Annotated in this window: 18 protein-coding genes and 2 pseudogenes; 15 read left to right on the plus strand and 5 right to left on the minus strand. The window is 71.2% G+C overall.

All coding sequences use genetic code 11. The features are described 5' to 3' along the window. The first annotated feature begins 2 nt into the window (after nucleotides 1-2). From A9977_RS23855 to A9977_RS34670, 9 genes and pseudogenes are all read left to right on the plus strand, one after another. Nucleotides 3-1,397: an MFS transporter gene (locus A9977_RS23855; protein ID WP_183027334.1), complete on the plus strand. Its 1,395-nt coding sequence runs from the start codon at nucleotides 3-5 to the stop codon at nucleotides 1,395-1,397. A gap of 34 nt (nucleotides 1,398-1,431) precedes the next feature. After that, entirely contained in the window at nucleotides 1,432-3,102 is a 1,671-nt protein-coding gene (locus A9977_RS23860) for a serine hydrolase (protein WP_183027335.1), read from the plus strand. Continuing rightward, nucleotides 3,099-4,538, plus strand: a pseudogene (locus A9977_RS34425) (M81 family metallopeptidase); the annotation flags it as partial. The gene A9977_RS23860 and the pseudogene A9977_RS34425, both read left to right, overlap by 4 nt. A gap of 159 nt (nucleotides 4,539-4,697) precedes the next feature. Beyond that, nucleotides 4,698-5,483: pseudogene (locus A9977_RS34430) on the plus strand (alpha/beta fold hydrolase); the annotation flags it as partial. Then, nucleotides 5,480-6,661: an alanine racemase gene (locus A9977_RS23870; protein ID WP_220812047.1), complete on the plus strand. Its 1,182-nt coding sequence runs from the start codon at nucleotides 5,480-5,482 to the stop codon at nucleotides 6,659-6,661. The pseudogene A9977_RS34430 and the gene A9977_RS23870, both read left to right, overlap by 4 nt. 34 nt (nucleotides 6,662-6,695) lie before the next feature. Then, entirely contained in the window at nucleotides 6,696-7,574 is an 879-nt protein-coding gene (locus A9977_RS23875; protein WP_183027337.1) for a MotA/TolQ/ExbB proton channel family protein, read from the plus strand. A gap of 34 nt (nucleotides 7,575-7,608) precedes the next feature. Continuing rightward, complete coding sequence (locus A9977_RS23880) at nucleotides 7,609-8,037, plus strand: biopolymer transporter ExbD (RefSeq protein ID WP_183027338.1); 429 nt, start codon at nucleotides 7,609-7,611, stop codon at nucleotides 8,035-8,037. A gap of 12 nt (nucleotides 8,038-8,049) precedes the next feature. Continuing rightward, entirely contained in the window at nucleotides 8,050-8,484 is a 435-nt protein-coding gene (locus tag A9977_RS23885) for a biopolymer transporter ExbD (RefSeq protein ID WP_183027339.1), read from the plus strand. Beyond that, complete coding sequence (locus A9977_RS34670) at nucleotides 8,481-9,137, plus strand: energy transducer TonB (protein WP_183027340.1); 657 nt, start codon at nucleotides 8,481-8,483, stop codon at nucleotides 9,135-9,137. The genes A9977_RS23885 and A9977_RS34670 overlap by 4 nt, the downstream gene beginning before the upstream one ends. Before the next feature lie 53 nt (nucleotides 9,138-9,190). Here A9977_RS34670 and A9977_RS23895 read toward each other — a convergent pair whose 3' ends face one another. Further along, nucleotides 9,191-10,636, minus strand: a complete 1,446-nt coding sequence (locus A9977_RS23895; RefSeq protein WP_183027341.1) for a M81 family metallopeptidase — start codon at nucleotides 10,634-10,636, stop codon at nucleotides 9,191-9,193. A 33-nt stretch (nucleotides 10,637-10,669) separates the two neighbouring features. After that, nucleotides 10,670-11,824: an FAD-binding oxidoreductase gene (locus A9977_RS23900; protein ID WP_183027342.1), complete on the minus strand. Its 1,155-nt coding sequence runs from the start codon at nucleotides 11,822-11,824 to the stop codon at nucleotides 10,670-10,672. A gap of 98 nt (nucleotides 11,825-11,922) precedes the next feature. Here A9977_RS23900 and A9977_RS23905 point away from each other — a divergent pair, with 98 nt between their 5' ends. Further along, nucleotides 11,923-12,600: a helix-turn-helix domain-containing protein gene (locus A9977_RS23905; protein WP_183027343.1), complete on the plus strand. Its 678-nt coding sequence runs from the start codon at nucleotides 11,923-11,925 to the stop codon at nucleotides 12,598-12,600. Here A9977_RS23905 and A9977_RS23910 read toward each other — a convergent pair. The 3 genes from A9977_RS23910 to A9977_RS23920 all read right to left on the minus strand — a co-directional run bounded on the left by A9977_RS23910 (nucleotide 12,597) and on the right by A9977_RS23920 (nucleotide 18,202). Beyond that, nucleotides 12,597-16,070: a YhaN family protein gene (locus tag A9977_RS23910; RefSeq protein ID WP_183027344.1), complete on the minus strand. Its 3,474-nt coding sequence runs from the start codon at nucleotides 16,068-16,070 to the stop codon at nucleotides 12,597-12,599. The two genes, A9977_RS23905 and A9977_RS23910, sit on opposite strands and share 4 nt — an antisense overlap. A gap of 3 nt (nucleotides 16,071-16,073) precedes the next feature. Beyond that, nucleotides 16,074-17,327, minus strand: coding sequence for a DNA repair exonuclease (locus tag A9977_RS23915; RefSeq protein ID WP_183027345.1), 1,254 nt, complete (start codon nucleotides 17,325-17,327; stop codon nucleotides 16,074-16,076). 134 nt (nucleotides 17,328-17,461) lie between these two features. After that, on the minus strand, nucleotides 17,462-18,202 hold the full coding sequence (locus A9977_RS23920; protein ID WP_183027346.1) for a response regulator: 741 nt from the start codon (nucleotides 18,200-18,202) through the stop codon (nucleotides 17,462-17,464). A gap of 269 nt (nucleotides 18,203-18,471) precedes the next feature. Between A9977_RS23920 and A9977_RS23925 the strand changes: the two genes are divergently transcribed. The 5 genes from A9977_RS23925 to A9977_RS23940 all read left to right on the plus strand — a co-directional run bounded on the left by A9977_RS23925 (nucleotide 18,472) and on the right by A9977_RS23940 (nucleotide 21,524). After that, nucleotides 18,472-18,834: a hypothetical protein gene (locus tag A9977_RS23925; RefSeq protein ID WP_183027347.1), complete on the plus strand. Its 363-nt coding sequence runs from the start codon at nucleotides 18,472-18,474 to the stop codon at nucleotides 18,832-18,834. Between the two features lie 43 nt (nucleotides 18,835-18,877). After that, entirely contained in the window at nucleotides 18,878-19,441 is a 564-nt protein-coding gene (locus A9977_RS23930; RefSeq protein ID WP_183027348.1) for a thioredoxin family protein, read from the plus strand. Between the two features lies 1 nt (nucleotide 19,442). Beyond that, on the plus strand, nucleotides 19,443-19,574 hold the full coding sequence (locus A9977_RS34440; RefSeq protein ID WP_259652121.1) for a hypothetical protein: 132 nt from the start codon (nucleotides 19,443-19,445) through the stop codon (nucleotides 19,572-19,574). A gap of 141 nt (nucleotides 19,575-19,715) precedes the next feature. Further along, entirely contained in the window at nucleotides 19,716-20,138 is a 423-nt protein-coding gene (locus A9977_RS23935) for an organic hydroperoxide resistance protein (RefSeq protein ID WP_183027349.1), read from the plus strand. Between the two features lie 30 nt (nucleotides 20,139-20,168). Beyond that, nucleotides 20,169-21,524 carry an ATP-binding protein gene (locus tag A9977_RS23940; RefSeq protein ID WP_183027350.1) on the plus strand — a complete coding sequence of 452 codons (1,356 nt, stop codon included), beginning with the start codon at nucleotides 20,169-20,171 and terminating at the stop codon, nucleotides 21,522-21,524. Nucleotides 21,525-21,615 lie beyond the last annotated feature (91 nt).

The raw sequence follows: 21,615 nt of genomic DNA on the forward strand, positions 1-21,615 counted from the left end.
CGATGGCGCTGTTCACGCCGATCGCGCCCCCGCTGGCGACCGAAGGGTCGTCGGCCGGGGTGTCCGAAGGGGTCGTCAAGGCCCCGCCCAGCGCCTGGTACGCACTGGTCGTGCTGATCATCGCCACGGTGCTGGGGGCGGTCGACAAGGTCGTGCTCACGCTGCTGACCGAGCCGGTGCGCCTGTCGCTGTCGCTGTCCGACACCCAGATCGGCCTGCTGCAGGGCGCCGGCCTGGTGCTGTTCACTGGCATCGCCACCCTGCCGCTGGGCTGGCTCAGCGACCGCTACGACCGCCGCGTGGTGCTCGCCGCCTGCGTGGTGCTGTGGAGCGCGGCCACCGGCCTGCGCGGCACCGCCGAAGGCTACGGCGTGCTGTTCATCGCCTCGATCGGGCTGGGCGTCGGCGAAGCCGGCCTCACGCCCATCACCAACAGCATGATCCCCGACCTGTTCCCGCGCGCGCAGCGGGTGTTCGCCAACGCGGTGTTCGCGCTGTCGATCATCTTCGGCAGCGCGCTCGGCGCCCTGCTGGGCGGCAGCGTGGTGAACCTGACCGACGAACTGCGGCACCTGCTGCCGGTGTCGATGCAGGGCTACGAGGCCTGGCGCCTGACCTTCTTCGTGATGGCCGCGGCGGGCATCCCCGTGGCCCTGCTGGTGCTGTCGATACGCGGCGGCCGCGGCGGCAAGGGCAAGGCCGCCAGCGTGAGCTTCGACACCGTGACGCCCGCCAACGCCATCGGCTTCCGCGAGCACCTGGTGGGCAACTGGCGCACCTTCGCCGGCCTGGTGATCGGCTTCGGCCTGGGCGCCGTGGGCCTGAGCTCGATCGGCACCTGGCTGCCGGTGGTCGCGGCGCGCGAGTTCGGCGCCACGCCGGCCGAGGTGGGCCGCGGCATCGGCCTGGCCTTCCTCACCGGCACGCTGGTCGGCGGTGCGCTGGGCGTGCTGGTGATGCGCTTCGCGCAGCGTCGCATGGGCCCGGCCGCGGCTCTGCGCATCATCATGCTGGGCAACCTCAGCGCGGCGCTGCTGTCGGTGCTGATGCTGTTCATGCGCTCGTCGACCGACGTCTTCATGCTGCTCGCGCTGCTGGTCGTGCCACTCATCAGCGGTGCGGTACTGCTGCCCAACGTGCTGCAGGACGCGGCCCCGGCGCACCTGCGCGCGCGGACCATCGCGCTGCTCACCATGGCCAGCCTGCCCTTCGGCGTGATGGGCCCGCTCACGGTGGGCCTGCTGTCCGACAGCCTCAAGGGCTCGGTCAGCGGCAACAGCCTGGCCACCGCCGTCGTGATCACCACGCTGGTCGGCGGCGTGCTCGGCGCGATGGTGCTGCGCGCCACCGAAGGCCGCTTCGCACGCCTGATGCAGGCGGCGCAGACCACCGCCTGAGTCCCTTCCATGTCTTCTCCCGCAGAGCCTCTTCATGTCTGAACCTGTTCCCCTTCCGGCCGACAAAGTGACGGCCGCGCTGGCCGCGATCGATGCGCTGCTGGCCCCTTTCCAGCGCAGCGACGCGCCCGGCCTGGTGATCGGCATCGCCCAGCAGGGCCGGCTGCTGTACCGCCGCGCCTTCGGCATGGCCAGCCTGGAGATGGGCGTGGCCCTCACACCGACCAGCCGCATGCGCATCGCCTCGACCAGCAAGCACTTCACCGCGATGGGCATCCTGCTGCTGGTCGAGGACGGCCTGGTCGAACTCGACGCGATGGCGCAGACCTACCTGCCCGAGCTGCCGACGCTGAGCGACAAGGGCCCCACCGTGGCCCAGCTGCTCGCCCACACCAGCGGCTGGCGCGGCCACGACGAGCTCTGGGTCATGGCGCACGGCATGACCTTCTGCCACCCCGGACCGGGCCTGCCCGCGATGGCGCGCCAGGGCGAACTCAATTTCGAGCCCGGAACGCAGATGGTCTACAGCAACGGTGGCTACCACCTGCTGGCCAAGATCATCGAGCGCGTCAGCGGCCTGAGCTACGACGCCTTCCTCAAGGCCCGCCTGTTCGGCCCGCTGGCCATGCCCGACACCGCCTCGGTGGCGACCGACCTCGACGTGCATCCGGGCCTGGCCGGCCTCTACATGCCGGCGGCCGAAGGCGGCTGGCAGCGCGGCCTCTATCCCTGCGAACTCGACGGCGGCGGCTCGCTGGTGTCGACCGTGGACGACATGCTGCGCTGGCTCGCGCACCTGCGCGCGCCCGCCAAGACCGTGGGCACCCCGCCCAGCTGGGACGCGCTGTCGGCGCCGACCACGCTGGCCTCGGGCTCGACCGTGACCTACGGCTATGGGCTGGCGCGCCATCCCTACCGCGGCGTCGAGATCCTGCACCACGCCGGCGCGGTGCTGGGCGCCACCTCGCAGATGCTGAGCGTGCCCAGCCACGGGCTGGACATCGTCATCATGGTCAACGGTGCACCGATCGCGCCGAGCAGCTTCGCCTGCAAGGTGGTCGACCTGCTGCTCGAGGACCAGCTCGCGCCGCACGAGACGCGCCCGCAGGCCGCCGACTTCCCCGGCCTGGTCGGCCAGCGCTACCACGCGCCGGCCACCGGCAAGCTGATCTCCTTCGCCGACGTGGCGGGCAAGCTCGCCATGTCGTGGCAGGGCAATGCCGCACTGCCGATGCACCACAGCGAGGGCAAGCTCTGGCTGGGCCTGCAGGACCTGCCGGTCAACGACCTGGTGCTCCAGGTCTCCGACCTCGATGCAGCGAAGACAAACGAGTCCCTGACGCTGTTCGAAGGCGGCGAGCCGCGCCGCTTCGAACGCCTGGCCGAGGCCGCGCCCGCTGCCGCCACGCTGGCGCCGCAGCTGTGCGGCGACTACCGCAGCCCCGACCTCGACGCCAGCGCGCGCATGGAACTGGCCGACGGCCGGCTGCTGCTCACGGTGCGGGGCCGTTACGGCCATCACACCGTCGTGCTCGACATCCTGTCGGCCGACGTGATGGTGCTGACCTCGACCGATCCGCTGCTGGCGCGCATGGGCCACTCGATCCTCAACGTGGAGCGCCAGGGCGACAAGGTCGTCGGCCTGCGCATGGACACGCTGCGCACCCACAACATCCACCTGGTCCGCGAGGAGTCCCGCGCATGAAGTTCTTCGCCGCCCTGCTCGCCACCGAGACCAACACCTTCGTCTCGGCCCCCACCGGCTGGGGAAGCTTCAACGAATACGGCGTCTTCCACGGCGACTCCAGCACGCGCGACGCGGACGGCTACGGCATGTTCGCGGTCGAGCTGCGCCGGCTGCTCGCGGCCGAAGGCCACGACATGGTCGAGAGCCTGCTGGCCTTCGCCCAGCCGCTGGGCCGCACCGTGCGCACGGTCTACGAGAGCCTGCGCGACGAGATCCTGGCCGACCTGCGCGATGCCGGCCCGGTCGACGGCGTGATCCTGATCCTGCACGGCGCGATGGTCGCCGACGGTTATGACGATTGCGAAGGCGACCTGATCTCGCGCGTGCGCGCCATCGTCGGCCCGAACGTGCCGATCGGTGTCGAACTCGACCTGCACTGCCACTTCACGCAGCAGATGGTGAGCGGCGCGGACGTGATCGTCGGCTACAAGGAATACCCGCACACCGATGCCGTGGTGCGCATGCAGGAACTCACGCGCATCGTGGTCGACACCGCGCAAGGACGCGTCAAGCCCACCACCGCCGTGCACGACTGCCGCATGGTGGGCCTGTGGCACACCACGCGCGAGCCGATGGCCAGCTTCGTGCGCCGCATGGAAGCGGCCGAGAAGCAGCCGGGCGTGCTCTCGGTCTCGCTGGGCCACGGCTTCCCCTGGGCCGACGTGCCCGAGGCCGGCGCCAAGCTCTGGGTCGTGACCGACAACGACCCCGCCCTGGCGGCCAGGCTGGCCGACGAACTGGGCCGCGAATTCTGGGACCTGCGCCACCGCATCGGCGCCCACGCGCCCTCGGTCGAGGAGACGCTGGACGCCGCCATGGCCGTCGAAGGCGGCCCGGTGGTGATCGCCGACATGGCCGACAACGCGGGCGGCGGCGCCACCAGCGATGCCACCTTCATCCTGCGCGCCATCCTCGAGCGCAACATCGCCGACGTGGCCATGGGTGCCTTCTGGGACCTGGGCGCGATCCACCTGTGCCGCGACGCGGGCGTCGGCGCCAGCTTCGACCTGCGCCTGGGCGGCAAGTGCGGCATCGCCTCGGGCGACCCGGTCGACCTGCGCGTCACGGTCAAGGCCGTGGCCGAAGACTATTCCCAGGGCGGCCTCACGGCCGGCACCCGCACGCTGCTGGGCACCACCGTCTGGGTGCAGGCCGCGAACGGCCTGGACATCGTGCTGATCAGCAAGCGCAACCAGGTCATGTCGACCGACCTGTTCACCGGCCTGGGCATCGCGCTCGCGAACAAGAAGCTGATCGTGGTCAAGTCCGCGCAGCACTTCCACGCGCAGTTCGGCCCCATCGCCAAGGCCGTGCTCTATGTCTCGACGCCAGCCGCGTTGAGCAACGACTTCGCCAACCTGCCCTACCGCGTGCGCGACCTCGACTACTGGCCACGCGTGGAAGAACCGACGCGCGTCGCGCCCTCCCCAATGAAAGAAAAACTGAAGATGAAAGCACCCGGCGAGCTCTACACCATCGAGGGACGCACGATGCACCTGCAGCGCAGCGGCCCCGCACCCGCCAGCGCCGCCCAACCCACGCTGGTGATCGAAGCCGGCGGTGGCTGCGCCTCGCCGATCTACGGCCGCCTGCAGCAGGCCCTGGCCGCCAGGCACCCGGTCGTGAGCTACGACCGTGCCGGCACCGGCTGGAGCGAGTCCGACGGCCAAGGCTTCGACGGCGTGCGCACCGCGCACCGCCTGCATGCGCTGCTCGCGGCCGCCGGCGTGACCGGCCCGATCGTGCTGATCGGCCACTCGCTGGGCGGCCTGCTCAACCGCATCTACACCGGCCTGTACCCGGCACAGGTGGCCGGCATCGTGATGCTCGACGCGAGCCATCCCACGCAGTTCGACGCGTTCTCCGAGGTGCCCGAAGCCGTGCTGGCCGCGGAGCGCGACAAGCGCGTCAAGTTCCAGGCCGGCGGCCCGCCGCCGCCGGAGTTCGCGCCGATCCAGGCCCTCTTCGCCGACATGCCGCAGGTCATCGAACAGCTGATCGCGACCTACACGCCCGAAGCCGTCGACACGACCAAGGCCGAACTGGTCGCGCTGCAGCAAGTCGCACGCCAGGCCGGCGCCTCGCCCGACTACGGCGCGCGTCCGCTGGCCGTGCTGTGGGCCGCGCTGCAGAAGCTCCCGCAAGGCGCCGAGAGCGCCAACGCGGTGCAGCAGCGCTGGCCCGAGTTCCAGGAAGCGCACACCACGCTGTCCACGCAGAGCAGCCTGCAGCTGATCGAAGGCGCGGAGCACATGACGCTGGTGCTGCTGCCGCCCTTCGTGAACCAGGTGGCGGCCGCCGTCGACCAGGTGGTGGCACGGATCGGGGCTTCGCAATGACCGCCTTCGCAGACATGGCGCTGGCCGAACTCGCCACGCCGGCGCTGCTGCTCGACAGCACGATCCTCGCACGCAACTGCGAAGCGATGGCGCAGCGCGCCGCGCACCACGGCGTGGCGCTGCGCCCGCACCTGAAGACCTCCAAGTCGGCCGAGGTGGCGCGTCTGGCCACCCGTGGTCAGGCCGGCGGCATCACGGTCTCGACCGTGGCCGAGGCCGACTACTTCGCGGCCCACGGCTTCCTGGACTTGACCTATGCGGTGGGCATCAGCGCCAGCAAGATCGAGGCGCTCGACCGCATCCAGCGCACCCACGGCGCGCGCATCACGCTGCTGGCAGATCGCGTCGAGGCCGTGCTGTCCGCAGCCGAACAGGCGCGCGCCCTCGACGCCAGCTTCCCGCTGCTGATCGAGATCGACACCGGCGGCGGCCGCGGCGGCCTGGCGCCCGACGATGCCGAGCTGCTGACCGTCGCCGATGCGGTGCAGCAGAGCGAAGCCTTCACGCTGGCCGGCGTGCTGACCCACGCAGGCCACAGCTACGGCGCCGACAACCGGGAGACGATCCGCGCGATCGCCGAGGTCGAGCGCGCCGGAGCGGTGCATGCGGCCGAACGCCTGCGCGCGGCCGGCTTCCCCGTCAGCGTGGTGAGCGTCGGCGCCACGCCCACCGCGGTGTGCGCCGAAAGCCTGGCCGGCGTGACCGAGATGCGCCCCGGCGTCTACACCTTCTTCGACCTCGACCAGGTCGCGCGCGGCATCTGCGGCGTCGACGACATCGCGATGTCGGTGCTGGCCACCGTGATCGGCCACAACCCGCGTTCGGGCCGCGTGCTGATCGACGCCGGCGCGCTCGCGCTGTCGAAGGACAGCTCGGGCGCGCAGTTCCGCGACGACCTCGGCTACGGCCTGGTGTGCCCGGCCGAAGGCGGTGCGCCGCTGGCCGGCCTGCATGTGGCCGAGCTGCACCAGGAGCACGGCCTGGTGGCCGGCAACGGCGACCTGCAGGCGCTGTTCGCAGCACTGCCCGTGGGCAGCCGCGTGCGCATCCTGCCGCACCACGCCTGCATGACCGCCGCCCCCTACGACCGCTACCACGTGGTGCGCGCCGCGGGTGCCGACGTGCATGCCATCTGGGGCAAGACCCGCGGATGGCAGGCCGGCACGCTGGATGCGTGAGCGCAACCCTTCTTTCATTTCCCTGGAGACATTCATGATCAAGACGCTTCTCGCCCGCTTCGCGCCGGCCGCCGCGATGGCCCTGGCCCTCTGCCTTGCCGGCGTGCTGCCCGCCGCCCACGCTCAGAACACCGCTGCACCGACGAGCGAAGCCAGCGCTCCCGCCGCGGCCCCTGCGGCACCGGCACCCGCTGCGGCAGCGGCCCCGGCCCAGGTTCCGGCCACCACCCACGCCGCCGCGGTGAAGGTCGACAACCCCTACGGCATCGGCGCCCTCTGGGCCCAGAGCGATGCGGTGACCAAGGCCGTGCTCGCGATCCTCGTGATCATGTCGATGAGCAGCTGGTACGTGATCGTGATGAAGCTCTTCGAGCAGTCGCGCATGGGCCGCCAGGCCAAGCAGGTCGACGATGCCTTCTGGAACGCCAACAGCGTCAAGAGCGGCGCCGAGCAGCTCGCCACCACCAGCCCCTTCCGCTTCATCGCCGACGCCGGCGTGCATGCCACCAAGAAGCACGACGGCCTGCGCGGCAAGGTCGACTTCGCGGACTTCGTGGACCTGTGCATCCACCGCGCCACCGAGCGGGTGCAGCGCCGCCTGAGCAACGGCATGTCGCTGCTCGCGACCGTCGGCTCGACCTCGCCCTTCGTGGGCCTGTTCGGCACCGTCTGGGGCATCTACCACGCGCTCACCGCCATCGGCGTCGCGGGCCAGGCCTCGATCGACAAGGTCGCCGGCCCGGTGGGCGAGGCGCTGATCATGACCGCCATCGGCCTGGCCGTGGCCGTGCCCGCGGTGCTGGGCTACAACTGGCTGCTGCGCCGCAACGTCGCGGTGATGGACGACGTGCGCGAGTTCAGCGGCGAGTTGCACTCGGTGATCCTGGCCGGCAGCGGCAGCACCCACGCCTGATGCGGCTGCCGCTGCAAGACATGCGAGGCGCACCATGGCCATGAACATCCCCTCCGCCGGCGGCGACGAGGAACAGGTCATCGCGGCCATCAACACCACGCCGCTGGTCGACGTGATGCTGGTGCTGCTGATCATCTTCCTCATCACCATCCCGGTGGTCAATTACTCGGTTCCGGTGCAGGTGCCCAAGGAACGCAACGAGGTGCGCGAGAGCAAGCCGGAGACCGTGGTCCTGTCGGTCGACGCGGCCGGCCGCATCTACTGGTACGACACCCCGGTGCGCGACACCAAGAGCCTGACCGACAAGCTGACCAAGGTGGCCGCGCTCAACCCGCAGCCCGAGGTGCACATCCGCGGCGACTGGCAGTCCGACTACGAACCGGTGGGCAAGATCATCTATGCCTGCCAGGCCGCGGGCATCGCCAAGGTCGGCTTCATCACCGAGCCGCCCGCGCGCAACTGACAAGGCAAGCCCATGCGAAAAGAAAAGCCGGGGCGCCGCCGCAGCGCGCCCTCCGACGAGCCCATGATGGACATCAACACCACGCCGCTGATCGACGTGATGCTGGTGCTCCTGATCATGCTGATCATCACGATCCCGATCCAGCTGCACGCCGTGAACCTGAACATGCCCACGGGCAACCCGCCGCCCAGCGACTTCAAGCCCGAGGTGCTGCGCATCGACGTGGACGAGCGCAGCAACGTGCTGTGGAACGGCGAGGTCATCGCCGACCGCGCCGAGGTCGAGCGCCGCTTCGAGGTGGTGGCCGCGCAGGCCGTGCAGCCCGAGGTGCACCTGCGCCCCGACAAGCGCGCCAGGTACGAGACCGTGGCCGGCCTGATGGCCGCGGCCCAGCGCACCGGCCTGACCAAGCTGGGCATCGTCGGCTCGGAGCAGTTCATCCCATGACGCGCGCCCAAGACTTCAACCCCAAGTCCCGCTTCGGCCCGGTGAGCATCGGCGTGATGGTGCTGGCCCACGGCCTGATCGGCTACGGCCTGGTCTCGGGCCTGGGCGGGCATGCGCTCGAGCTGATCAAGAAGCCGATGGAAGCGACCATCATCACCGAGGTCAAGCTGCCACCGCCGCCCCCTCTGCCACCGCCACCTCCTCCGAAGAAGATCGTGCGCCAGGAAGTGGCCAAGGTGCCGCCGCCACCGCGGCCGGCCTATGTGCCGCCGCCGGCCGTGACACCGCCCGTGAGTTCGGCACCCGCGATCACCGCGGTGCAGAGCACGCAGGCCGTGCCCCCGCCGCCGGCCGCGCCGCCCACGCCACCGGCACCGCCCGCGCCACCGAAGGCGACCGCCACCGACATCGCCGTGGCCTGCCCGAAGCAGGTCGCGCCGCAGATGCCGCGCAAGGCGCTGGACGACGGCATCAGCGGCGTGGTGACGGCCGAGGCCCACATCAAGGGCGGCCGCGTGACGGAAGTGCGCGTGCTCTCGGGTCCGCGGGTCTACCACGGCGCGGTGCGCCTGGCGATGATGAAGTACGAGTGCCAGACCACCGGCGATGCGGAACTGACCGCCACGCAGGAGTTCATCTTCAAGTTCGACTGAGAACGCGTGCGAACGAAGCGGCTGCGCGCCCCGGTCTGCGGGACGCTCGGCTTCTACACATCCAGCGGCCACTTCGGCCGCTGTATTTTTTGGTAGGGCAAGGTCCGCAGGTCCAGCGTCACGCTGCCCGGCGCGCCCGCATAGATCACCTGCTTCGCCACCTGGGAGAAGGAGGCGTAGAAGTGCTGCGAGGACTTCACCACCACGACCTTCTTCGCCGCCAGGTCGCAGCCCAGTTGCGTGAACAGGTCGGTGCCCATGGCCTGGTTGCGCCGCGTGACCAGCACGATCTCGATGCCGTTCGCCTCGACCAGCGCGCAGTCGCCCATCGGCACCGGCGTGCCCGACAGGCCGCTCATCACCAGGTCGTGATGCAACGCCTTGACCGTGCAGAGCAGGTCCAGCGGATTGCCCGACAGCGGGCTGATCTTGCCGCCGATGCGCAGCGGCAGCCGCGCACCCAGGCCCGCATCGAAGGCGATGCGCACCGCGATCGGGTCCCACATCGGGCCCAGCGCCGCATCGCCGATGCCGCGCTCGATCATCCGGCGCAGCATGAAGGTGGCGTCGCTGGCCGCGCCGCCGCCGGGGTTGTCGGCGCCGTCGGAGACCACCACCGGGCCGCCGTCGAAGGCCAGGGCCTGGTCGAGCGCGCTGTCGATGTCGGGATAGGGCACGCCGAGGCCTTCGCGCAGCGCGATGAACTCGTCGGCCAGCTGGCGTGCCAGCGCCTGGGCCTGGGCCGCGTCGTCGTCGGTGTAGACCAGCAGCTTGGTGCCCATGCCGGGCACGTCGCCCCAGGAAAAACCGTGCGCGATCGAGATCGACAGCACGCCGTCCTTGCCTTCCAGCGCCTGGATGCGGTCGACGAAGCCGCGCGCCGGCTCGCGCGAGGTGTGGACCGTGACGATCATCTCGCAGTCGACCACCGCGGCCACGGGCTGGACCTTGCCCTCGACCATCGCGGCGCAGAGGTCGACCAGCTCCAGGCCGCGTTCGAGGATGTCGGTGTGCGGGTACTCCTTGAACGCGATGATCAGGTCGGCGTTGGCGGTCATGGCCTCTGTCAGGTGGCAGTGCGGATCGATCTCCACGCCGATCACCCGGTCGGGGCCGGCGATCGCGCGCACGCGTTGGAGCAGGTCGCCCTCGCAGTCGTCGTAGCCGTCGGCCACCATCGCGCCGTGCAGGCCCAGCAGCACCATGTCGACCGGCATGGCCGCGCGCAGGTCGGCGAGCAGCTCCTCGCGCAGCGTCTCGTAGGCATGGCGCGTGGTGATGCCGCCGGGCTGCGCGCCCGCCACCACGCCTTCCTGCAGGTGCCAGCCGCGTTCGGCGCCGCGCACCCGTGCGGCCCACAGCGGACCCGCGTAGATGCTCATCCGGTCCGGATGCTGGCCGGCCGGGTAGTGGCCGGCCTCCTCGAACGAGGACAGGGCCGTCGGCATCGGGGCGAAGGTGTTGGTTTCGGTCGCAAGGGTGGCGCTGAAGACTCGCATGGGGGATCTCGAGGAGGGGGGGGGAATGTGTCGTCAGGCCGCGTCGCGCAGCCGTTGCGGGCCCAGCATCGCTTCCGTGAGGCCGAAGGCCGCGATGCGCTCGGGCAGCGGCAGGCCGCGGGCCAGCGCGGCGCAGGCCTCGCCCATCGCGGCCGAGGTCTGGATGCCGTAGCCGCCCTGGGCCGCGACCCAGAAGAAGCCCGGTGCCGAGGGTTCGAAACCGCCCACCAGGTCGCCGTCGGCCACGAAGGAACGCAGGCCGGCCCAGGTGCGCGTGGGGCGGCGGATGGCCAGCGTGGTCGCTTCCTCGATGCGGTGGATGGCGAAGGCGATGTCCAGCTCCTCGGGCTGCACGTCGTGCGGATCGACCGGGTCGGCGTTGGCCGGCGAGCCCAGCAGCATGCCGGCGTCGGGCTTGAGGTACCAGCCCTCGTCGGCGCTGTAGACCATCGGCCAGTGCGCGGTGTCGGCGCCTTCGGTGGGCGCGAAGATCAGGGCCGAGCGGCGGCGCGGCTCGATGCCGATGGGCGGCACGCCCGCCATCCGCGCGATGGTGTCGACCCAGGCACCGGCGGCGTTGAGCAGCACCGCCGCCTCGTAGACCTTGCCGCCGGCCGTCACGCGCCAGCGCTCGCCGGTGCGCTCGACGGCCGTGACCTCGGCATCGCAGGCCAGCAGGCCGCCGGCCCGGCGCATGCCGCGCAGGTAGCCCTGGTGGATCGCATGCACGTCCATGTCGGCCGCGTCGGGCTCATAGAGCGCGGCCGCCACCTGCTCGGGGCGCAGCGCGGGCACGCGCGCCAGGGCTTCCTCGCGGCTCAGGCGCTCGGCGCCGGTGTCCATGGCGCGCAGCACCGCCCAGTGGGCCTCGAGCGTGGGCAGATGTTCTTCGCTCGCGACCATCATCGCGCCGCGCGGCGTGAGCAGCGGGTGCTCACTGAAGCCTTCGGGCGGATGGTCGAAGAAGGCGCGGCTGGCCAGCGTGAGGGCGCGCACCTGCGGCGTGCCGTAGCTTTCCATGAACAGCGCGGCCGAGCGGCCGGTGGAGTGGTAGCCCGGCTGGGATTCGCGTTCGAGCAGCACGACGCGGCCATGCGGCGCCAGCCAGTGGGCAACGGAAGCGCCGGCGATGCCGCCGCCGATCACGAGGTAGTCGGCCACGAGGGGCGCGGTGGTGGGGGTGTTCATGGGGAAAAGTGTAGGAACAAATTTGCGGATACGCAAATCAATTCGCGCACGGGACCGGCTGGCAGAATGGCCGCGCACTACCGACGAGAAGAATCCGCGTGAATCCACACACCGCGACCCCCAAGGGCGCCCGGCCGAAACAGGCGCCGCCCACGCTGGACCCCGCCGCCTTCGGCCTGCGCCTGCGCGCCGCGCGCAAGCGCTTCGGCTGGACGCTGGCCCATCTGGCCGAACGCTCGGGTGTGTCGATCACCACCATCTCGCGCGCCGAGCGCGGCCAGCTCGCACTGGGCTACGAGAACTTCACCGCGCTGGGCCGCGCGCTCGAGATGGACATGAATGCGATGTTCGCGGGCGCCGGCGTCAAGCCCGCGCCGCTGGCGGGCCCGGTGGTCACGCGCGCGGGCCAGGGCGTGGTGTACCGCGGCCAGGCCATCGCCTACGAGTTCCTGGGCACCACGGCCGCGGGCAAGCAGATGAGCCCGATCGTCGGCACGGTGCATGCGCGCCGCGTGCACGGCCCCGAGGACTTCGTGCGCCACACGGGCGAGGAGTTCGTGTATGTGCTCTCGGGCGAGATCGAGGTGCACTTCGACCATGGCGAGGTGCTGCGCCTGGGCCGCGGCGACTCGCTCTACTTCGACAGCCGCATCGGCCACGCCTACGTGAGCGTGAGCCGGCAACTGGCGAAGATCCTGGGCATGACCTGGGGCGAGAGCGTTTCGCTGCCGGTCCCGGCCGAGCCGGCGGCAAAGAAGCGCGCGCCGCGCGCCTAGGCCGGCTCGCGCTCCAGCGCGACCACGTTCGCGCCTTCCGGGAACACCTCGCGCACCAGCGGCAGCAGGTGCGCATGGTGGGTCAGGAAGATCACCTGCGTGTGCGCCGACAGCGCGCGCAGCACGCGCAGGCCGGCCTGGGCCCGCGCATCGTCGAAGTTGACGAACAGGTCGTCGGCCACGAAGGGCAGTGGCGGCGCGCTCACCAGGTGCAGTTCCAGCGCCGCGATGCGCAGCGCCAGGTAGAGCTGGTCGCGCGTGCCTTCGCTCAGGCCCGCGACCTCGACCACCGCCCCGCCGCGGCGCTTGGCGTAGAGGGCCGGCGTGTCCTTCTCGTAGTCGACGCCCAGCTTGACGAAATCGCCCAGCGTGAGTTCGGCGAACACCGCGCTCGCGCGCTGCAGCATCGGCCCCTGCTGGCGGTCGCGGTAGCGATCGATGGCCCACTTGAGCAGCTTGCCCGCGGTCGCGACCTCGAGGTACTGCTCGGCCACGTCGCCCATCGCGGCCAGCGCCTCCTGCCGCTTGGCCTCGGCGATCGCGGCATTGGCCTGGCCCGCGATCGCGGCCAGCGCCTGCTCGGCGGTCACGCGCTGGCGCACCAGCGCCTCGAGGCGCTCGGCCAGTGCCGCCAGCTCGCTTTTCGTCTGCTCGCCGAGCCCGGCCACCTGGGTCGGGTCGAGCGCCGCGACCTCGGCTTCGATGGCTTCGCGCGTCAGGCCGTCGCCATCGCGGATCAGGGCTTCGCGCGCGTCCTCGAGCGTCTGGCGCAATGCGCGGCGGCGGTCGGATCGCTCGACCAGCGGGATCGCCTCGGCCACCGACGCCACGCCGGCCAGCGCCAGCAGCGGCCGGAGCTGCGCCTGCACCGTGGCCAAAGCCAGTTCGGCCTCCGCCAGCGACGACACGGCCCGGCCCAGGGCCTGCTCGGCGAGCTCCGCCTGCTGCCGCGCCGCGCTGCTGTCGCGCAGCCGCTGCGCCAGCCGCCGCGCCACCTCGGGCCAGTCGCCCAGCGCCAGCCATGGCGGCTCGACCGCGGCGCCGAGCCGCCGGGCCTCGGCCTCGAGCCGGTCCAGGTCGGCGCGCATGGTGTCGATGTACTCGCGCCGGATCTGGTCGGCGCGCTCCAGCCGTTCGGTGACCCGCTGCGCCAGCGCGACCGCGCCCTCGGCTTCGGCAAAGGTCGAAGAAGCGGCTTCGAGCCGGGCGCTGCGCAGGGCCGCCGCCCATTGGGCCTCCCATTGGCGGTACTGCGCGTCCGCCGCATCGGCCAGGGCGCGCAGGCCCTCGAGCGCCCGCTGTGCCTGGGCGCACTGCTGCACCAGGGCGTCGCGGCTGGCCTGGGTGCTGTCGGCCTGGCGCACCTGCAGGCTGGCTTGCGCGCACAGCGCCGACAAGGCGATGCCCGCCGGCACTTCCACGCCTGCTTCCTGCAGCGCGGCGACCAGCGTCGCCTGCGCCTCGCGGCCGGCGCGGGCCTCTTCGTCGAACTCGCGCTGCCGCTGCGCCGCTTCGTCGTGGGCCGCCAGCGCCTCGTCGCGCTGCGCCAGGCCCTGGGTCGCGTCGTCGAGCGGCATGCCGGCCCAGCCCACACCGCGAGCCAGCGCGGCCCAGTCGGCGTCGAGCGCCGCCAGTTCGGCCGCGCGTTCGGCCAGCACCGTGTCCTGGCGCGCCACGTCGGCCTGGGCCAGCGCCAGGTTCTGCCGCGTGCCCTGCAGGGTCGCGGCCTCAGTGGCCGTGCCGAGCTGGGCATCGACCAGTTCGTCGGCGCGGCGGATCGCGGCGTCGAGCCTCGGCGCGCCCTCGGCCAGGCCGATCTCGCCGTCCTTGACCGCGAGCCAGGCCGCATCGCGGCCGTCCCGCGCCGCGCGCACCTGCTCGGCCGTGACCACGGCATGGGCCTGCTCGAACTGCTGCAGCGCCAGTGCGAGGCGTTCCGCCACGGCCTGCAGATCGTCGCGCTTGCCGCGCGCATGGGCCAGGGCCGTCGCGGCATCGTGGCGCTGGCGCTGCAGCGCGCCGAGGCGCGCGGGCGAGGGCAAGGCCATGGCGCGCAGCGCGTCGACCGGCGCCTGCCAGGGGCCCAGCGCCGCCAGCGCCTGCGCGCGCCGGGCCTGCGCGGCCTCGAGCGCCGATGCCAGGCTGCGCTGGCGCGCGGCGCTGTGGCCCAGCGCCAGCGCATCGGCCAGTGCCTGTCGCAAGGCCGGCGAGACTTCCGATGCAGGCAGCGCCTGCAGGTCTTCGCGATGGTTTTCGAGTTCCTGCGTCTTCTGGTGCACCGCCTCCCGCGCGCCGCGCACCGCCTGGTGCAGGCCGCCGCGGTCGCGCAGCAGGTTGACCACGGCCTGCAGCGCCAGCGCGCTGGGCCGGCCCGCGCGGATCTCGGCCTCGCCCGCGGGCCAGCCCAGTTGCATGGCGGCGTCGCGGGCCTCCGCGAGCAGGCGCCCGACCTCGGCCTCGCGCAGCGGCAGCTCGCGCGGATGGTTGGCGCACAGGTTGCGCATCCGGTCGAGCGCCTCGATGTCGGCGCTCAGGGCGAGCACGCCCGCGTCGTACGCCACCTCGCCGTGCTCGCCGCGGCGCGCCTCGACGTCCTTGGCGCGCGCCTGGCAGGTGGCCTCGGCGCGCGACAGCGCCTCGGCGCCCGTGCGCAGTTCGGCCAGCGCAGTCGCGGGGAAATCGATCACCTCGCCGGGCTCGGCCCAGGCGGCTTCGAAGCCGCGGATCTCGAGCAGCCTGGGCCCGAGCCGGCGCACGCGCTCGAGGCGCGAACGCCGGGCCTCGAGCGCCAGGCGCCGCCCTTCTTCGGTGGCGATGCCGGCCAGCACCGTGTCGAGCGCGGCCTTGGCCTCGGTCCAGACCTTGGTCTTGACCTGCGCGTTCCTGAGTTCCGCCTGCGCCTCGTCGAAGCGCTGCGCGGCCTGCGCGTAGTCGCTGCTGCCCTTGCGCGGCGCCCAGAGGTTGCCGGCCTGCTTCTCCAGCGCCTCGCGCACCGGCCCGAGGCTGGCGATGCCGGCGGCCGACTGGAACAGCACACGGCCCACGTCCTTCGAACTGTCGAGGATGCTGCGGCCGCCTTCGACCAGCCGGTCGTGGTCCATGCAGAACATCTGCTTGAAGAAGTCCTTGTCGGCGGTGCCGAGGAAGGGGGCGAGCTGTGCGTCGGGCATCACGGCGTCGGCCGGCGTGCGCAGCGGCGTGCGGCCGCGCACCCGATGGAAGGCGAGCTCGCCCGGTCCACCTTCGAGTATCCCGCCGAGCCGCATCTCGGTCAGCGCATGCCTAAAGTTCAGTGACGTGCGCAGCTCCATGTTGAAAAGAAGCTCAGTAATGGCCTTGCGCACGGTCGACTTGCCGGCCTCGTTGGGCCCGACCACCACATGGAAGTCGGCCGCGGCGTTCGATGGAAAGTCGAGGCTGGTGCCGTCGAACTTGCCGTACTTGAGCAGTTGCAGTTGCCGGATGCGCATGCCTTATTTCTCCCCGTCCATCAGGCTGGCCAGCAGCGCGGGCGAGACCTGCTGCAGCAGCCGGCCGAAGTCGCCCTCGCGCGCCATGGCGAGCAGCGGCACCTCTTCCTTCACGTCGGCCGGCACCTTGGCGAAGAAGGGCTGCAGCTCGGTGCGCAGCTTCTGCAGGAACTCGGGGTCGCTGCTCGCCTCATCGAGGATCTCCTGCAGGTCGGCGATCGCGTCCCTGCGCGCGCCGATGTCGGCGCGCTCGGCCACGGGCTCGGTCGCGAGCTTGACCTTCTCGAGCCACAGGCGCTCGTTGCCGATGGCGGCGATCTGCCCCAGCACCTCGGCGCGCAGTTCATGCGCCTTGCCGAACAGCGCGCCATGCGCGGGCGTGCGGCCGCGCAGCGTGACGCGCACCGCGCGCGGCACCTGGGCATCGACCGCCAGCAGCGCATGGAGCTGCTGGCCCACCTGGCGCGCCACATCGCCCATCGACGCGCACGCCGAAGCGTCGACCTCCACGCTCTCCCAGCGCAGCACATCGAGGTAGAGACGCTCGACCGTCGTCTGCCCGTCTTCCACCGTGACCAGCACCGCGCCGCGGCGGCCGGTCTCGCGGATCTGGCGGCCCTGCAGGTTGCCCGGGAACACGATGTGCGAGGCCTCGGCCCAGTGCTGGAACTCGTGCACATGGCCCAGCGCCCAGTAGTCGTAGCCGCGCGCATGCAGCTCGGCGCGCGAGCAGGGCGCGTAGTTGGCATGCGCGGCGCTGCCTTCGAGCGCGGTGTGCAGCACGCCGATGTTGTAGTGGCCGGGCACGGGCGCGGGGTAGCCCAGCGCGAGGTTGTCGGTGACGGCCTTGTCGCGGAAGCTCTGGCCGTGCAACGCGACCTTCAGGCCGTCGAGCCTGTGCACCTCGGGCTTGCGCGACGAGAAGGTCTTCACGTTGTCGGGCAGGGTGAGCTTCCGGGTCATCTCGCTCTCGGCATCGTGGTTGCCGAACAGCAGGAACACCGGGATGCCCGCGCGCTGCAGCCGGCCCATTTCCTTGCTGAAGAAGATGCCGGTGTTGTGGTCGCGCCAGTCGCCGTCGTAGAGGTCGCCGGCGATCACCATGAAAGCCACGGCCTCCTCGATGGCCCGTTCGACCAGCTGCGAGAACGCTTCACGCGAGGCGTTGCGCAGCTGCGCGGCCGGTGCGTCGGGGTACGCGCTCAGGCCATGCAGGGGGCTGTCGAGATGGATGTCTGCGGCATGAATGAATTTCATGCGTCCTCGCTGGGTGGGGTCGGCTGATGATGATGTTTCCGGCAGCCTGCCCAAGCCATCGCAGGGTCGCCGGTCCAGCCCGTGGGCCGCGTTCGAACGGCGTCAGTATGACCGCTGCGAACGCGCGACGCGCCTCAATCCAGCCCCTGCACGCTCGAGGCGAACACATAGCCCTCGCTGCGCACCGTCTTGATGTAACGCGGCTCGCGCGCGTCGTCGCGCAGGCGCTGGCGCAGCCGGCTCACCAGCAGGTCGATCGAGCGCTCGAAGAGCTCGGCCTCGCGGCCCTGCGTGAGACTCAGCAGCTGGTCGCGGCTCAGCACCTTCTGCGGGTGGTCGAGGAACACCCGCAGCAGCCGGTACTCGGCGCCGCTGAGCGCCACCATCACGCCGCTGTCGTCGAGCAGGTGGCGCGCCACGGTGTCGACCTGCCAGTCGCCGAAGGCCAGTTTCTGCGAGGGCTCGACCGCGCCCATGTTGGGCGGCAGCATGCGCGTGCGGCGCATCACGGCGCGGATGCGCGCGAGCAGCTCGCGTGCCGAGAAGGGCTTGGCCAGGTAGTCGTCGGCGCCCATCTCGAGGCCCAGGATGCGGTCGGCCTCCTCGCTGCGCGCGGTGAGCATCAGGATCGGCGTGGCCTTGTACTTGCCGGTGCGCAGGTCGCGGCACAGGGTCAGGCCGTCCTCGCCGGGCAGCATCAGGTCCAGGATGATCAGGTCGAAGGGGCCCGAGGCCTCCAGCGCCGCACGCATGTGCCGGCCCGTGGGCACCGCGACCACGCGCAGGCCATTCTTCACCAGGTAGGTGCTGAGCAGCTCGCGGATCTCCCGGTCGTCGTCGACGATGAGGATGTGGTCGGAGGTCTTGGGCGTCATGGCGGCAATGGGAAAGGGCGGGAAGTAGCCGCAATGTAGCGCCGCCGCCGGGCGCCGGGCCGGGCTTTGTATGCCTGTGTATCCCGCGCGAAGGCGGACACCGTCTGTTGCGCGGACGGCAGGACATTCACGCGCCACCGAGAAACGTAATGTGTGGATTTCCGATGCCGATACACAGGCATACACAGAGCGCGGCCAAGGGGTGGGAGGCGGCCAAAAATCCGGTCGTTGATTCGAAACACCCCCTCCACTCCTCGAAGGACCTCCCCATGAAGACGCTCTCCCGCATCGCCCTCTCCGCTTCGTTCGCCCTGCTCGCACTCGGCACCGCCCAGGCCGAGGAATACCAGGGCGTGCTGCAGGCACGCTCGACCGTGGCCCGCGACGCGGTCCGTGCCAAGGCCATTGCGGCCGCGCATGTGTCGAACCAGAACGCCGACGCCGCCTCGTCGCTGGTCGCCACGGCGCCGAACGCACCGCGCGACCGCGCCACGGTGCAGGCCGAAGCCTATGCCCGCGCCCACGCGCCGCACCAGAACCTGCGCGCCGAAGCCTTCGCCGGCAGCCGCGTGCCGGCCTTCTACGACGCCGTCGCGCCGACGACGCGCAGCGCGAGCGTGGACCTGCGCTGAAGCGGCCGCCGCGCGCCCCCAAACCCACTTCCTGGAGCCCACCATGCGCATCCGATCCAGCATCCTCCTGCTCGTCGCGGGCCTCGCGGCCTCGGCCGCGGTCCTCACCTTCGCCGCTTCGCCGTCCGGCGGCGACCTGGCCGCGGGCGCCACGCCCCTCACGCCGGCCTTCCAGAACATCGAGGCCTGGCACAACTCGCCGCCGCTGCAGCTCGAGGCGCTGCGCGGCAAGGTGGTGCTGGTCGACTTCTGGACCTACACCTGCATCAACTGCCTCAACCACCTGCCCTCCGTGAAGGACTGGCACGCGAAGTACAAGGACCAGGGCCTGGTCGTGGTGGGCGTGCACACGCCGGAATTCGCCTTCGAGAAATCGCAGCAGAACGTGAAGGACGCGATCGCGCGGCTGAAGATCGAACATGCGGTGGCGCAGGACAACGGCTACGCGACCTGGAAGTCCTTCCGCAACCAGTACTGGCCCGCGGTGTACCTGATCGACAAGCAGGGCAAGGTCGTCTACTCGCACTTCGGCGAGGGCCGCTACCGCGAGACCGAGCAGAAGATCCAGGCGCTGCTCGCGGAGCCGGCCCCGGCTCCGGGCTCCTGACATGAAGACGCTCTGGTTCGCCCTGCTCTTCATGGCCGGTGGCATCGCGCACGAGCTCCGCAACCCGGTCAGCTGCCAATGCATCACGGCCCGCGCGGCCACGGGCGCCGAGAAGAAGCGCCCCCGGCGCTGAGCCGACGGGAAACGTAGTGTGTGGATTTCCGGCACGGATACAGAGGCATACAGAACCCGGCCCGACACCCGTGAACACGGAAAACAATTCCTTCGTTCCCTTCAGAAATCCTCTTTTTTCATCCTCGTTCAAGGACATCCCATGACCGCATCGACCCCCAAGATCCTCTACACCGGCAAGACCCGCACCTCCTCCGGCGGCCGCGACGGCGACGCCCGCAGCGACGACGGCCGGCTGGCCATCCAGCTCTCGTCGCCCGGCGGCAAGGGCACCGGCACCAACCCCGAGCAGCTGTTCGCGGCCGGCTGGTCGGCCTGCTTCATCGGCGCGATGGGCCTGGCGGCGAACAAGCTCCAGGTCAAGGTGCCGGCCGACACGGCCATCGACGCCGAGGTCGACCTCGCCAACGCCGACGGCGCCTACTTCCTGCGCGCCCGGCTCCACGTCAGCCTGCCGGGCCTCGAGCGCGAGCTCGCGCAGTCGCTGGTCGATGCCGCGCACCAGACCTGCCCCTACTCCAAGGCGATCCGCGGCAACGTCGATGTCGTGATCACCCTGGTCTGAGCCTGAGCGCGCAGCGCCTATAAACGAGCCATGGACACGCCCCCCGCCCTTTCGCAGACGCCCGCGGCATGGCGGCGGTTCGTGCCGCGTTCGCTGTTCGCCCGCGCGACGCTGATCATCGTGATCGGCCTCGCGATCGCGCAGCTGCTGACCTTCACCGCGATCCGCTACGAGCGCGACACGGCGCTGCGCGAACTGATGATGATCGGCATCGAGCGCGACATCGCGAGCTCGGTCGCGATCCTCGACCGCCTGCCGGCCGACGAGCGCGCGGGCTGGCTCGACCGCCTCGAGCGGCGCAACTACCGCTTCGTACTGGGCAGCGAGCCTGTCGCGGGCACCGCGCCCGACTCACTGGCGCTGCAGCAGTTCGCCGACGCCATCGTCGATGCGCTGCATCCCTTCGCGGTGCGCCAGGTGGTCGAGGTGCCGTCGCCGCGCGAGAGCCTGCAGATCGCGGTGCGGCTCACGGACGGCAGCGAGGTGACGGTGCATGCGCGGCGCGTCGGGATGCCGGTCTCGGGCTGGGTGCTGTGGATGCTGCTGGGGCAGCTCGCGGTGCTGGCGGCCTGCGCCTGGCACGCGATGCGACTGGTCACGCGGCCGCTCGCGCAGCTCGCCGCGGCGGCCGACGGGCTCGGGCCCGAGCTCAAGACCCAGCCGCTGGCCGAGGAAGGCCCGACCGAGGTGGCGCACGCCGCGCGCGCCTTCAACGCCATGCAGCGGCGCATCGGCGGCTACATGGCCGAACGGGTGGAGATCCTGGCCGCGATCTCGCACGACCTGCAGACGCCCATCACCCGCATGCGGCTGCGCACCGAGCTGATGGACAACGAACGCGACCAGGCCAAGTTCCGCCAGGACCTCGACGCGATGCACACGCTGGTGCGCGAGGGCGTGACCTATGCGCGCACCTTGCACGGCGCCACCGAACCGCCCTGCCGCATCGACGCCGATGCGCTGTTCGAGAGCATGACCGCCGACTACGAGGACGTGGGGCAGCCGGTGCCGATCGAAGGCCGCGCCGGCGCGCCCATCGTGACGCGGCCCAACGCGCTGCGCCGCATCCTGACGAACCTGATCGACAACGCGCTGAAGTTCGGCTCCGACGTGCGCCTGCGCGTGCACGCCGAAGCGGACCGGCTGACGGTCAGCGTGCTGGACAACGGCCCGGGCATCCCGCCGACCGAGCTGGAGGCCGTGCTCCAGCCCTTCTACCGCGTCGAGGGCTCGCGCAACCGCGGCACCGGCGGCACCGGCCTGGGCCTGGCCATCGCGCACCAGCTCGCGATGGCGATGGGGGCCGAACTCACGCTGCACAACCGCGCCGAAGGCGGACTGGAGGCACGCCTCACGATGAGCACCCGCACCGCCACACCGGGCTGACGCCCGCCGCCCCCACGCCTCTTCTCCCGCCGCGGCTCGCAACGCGCGAGGCCGCCGGGAGCCCGCACGCCCCTTCCACACCAGGAGCCTT

The organism is Variovorax sp. UMC13, from assembly GCF_014170375.1.
In the GTDB taxonomy this organism is placed as follows: Bacteria; Pseudomonadota; Gammaproteobacteria; order Burkholderiales; family Burkholderiaceae_C; genus Variovorax.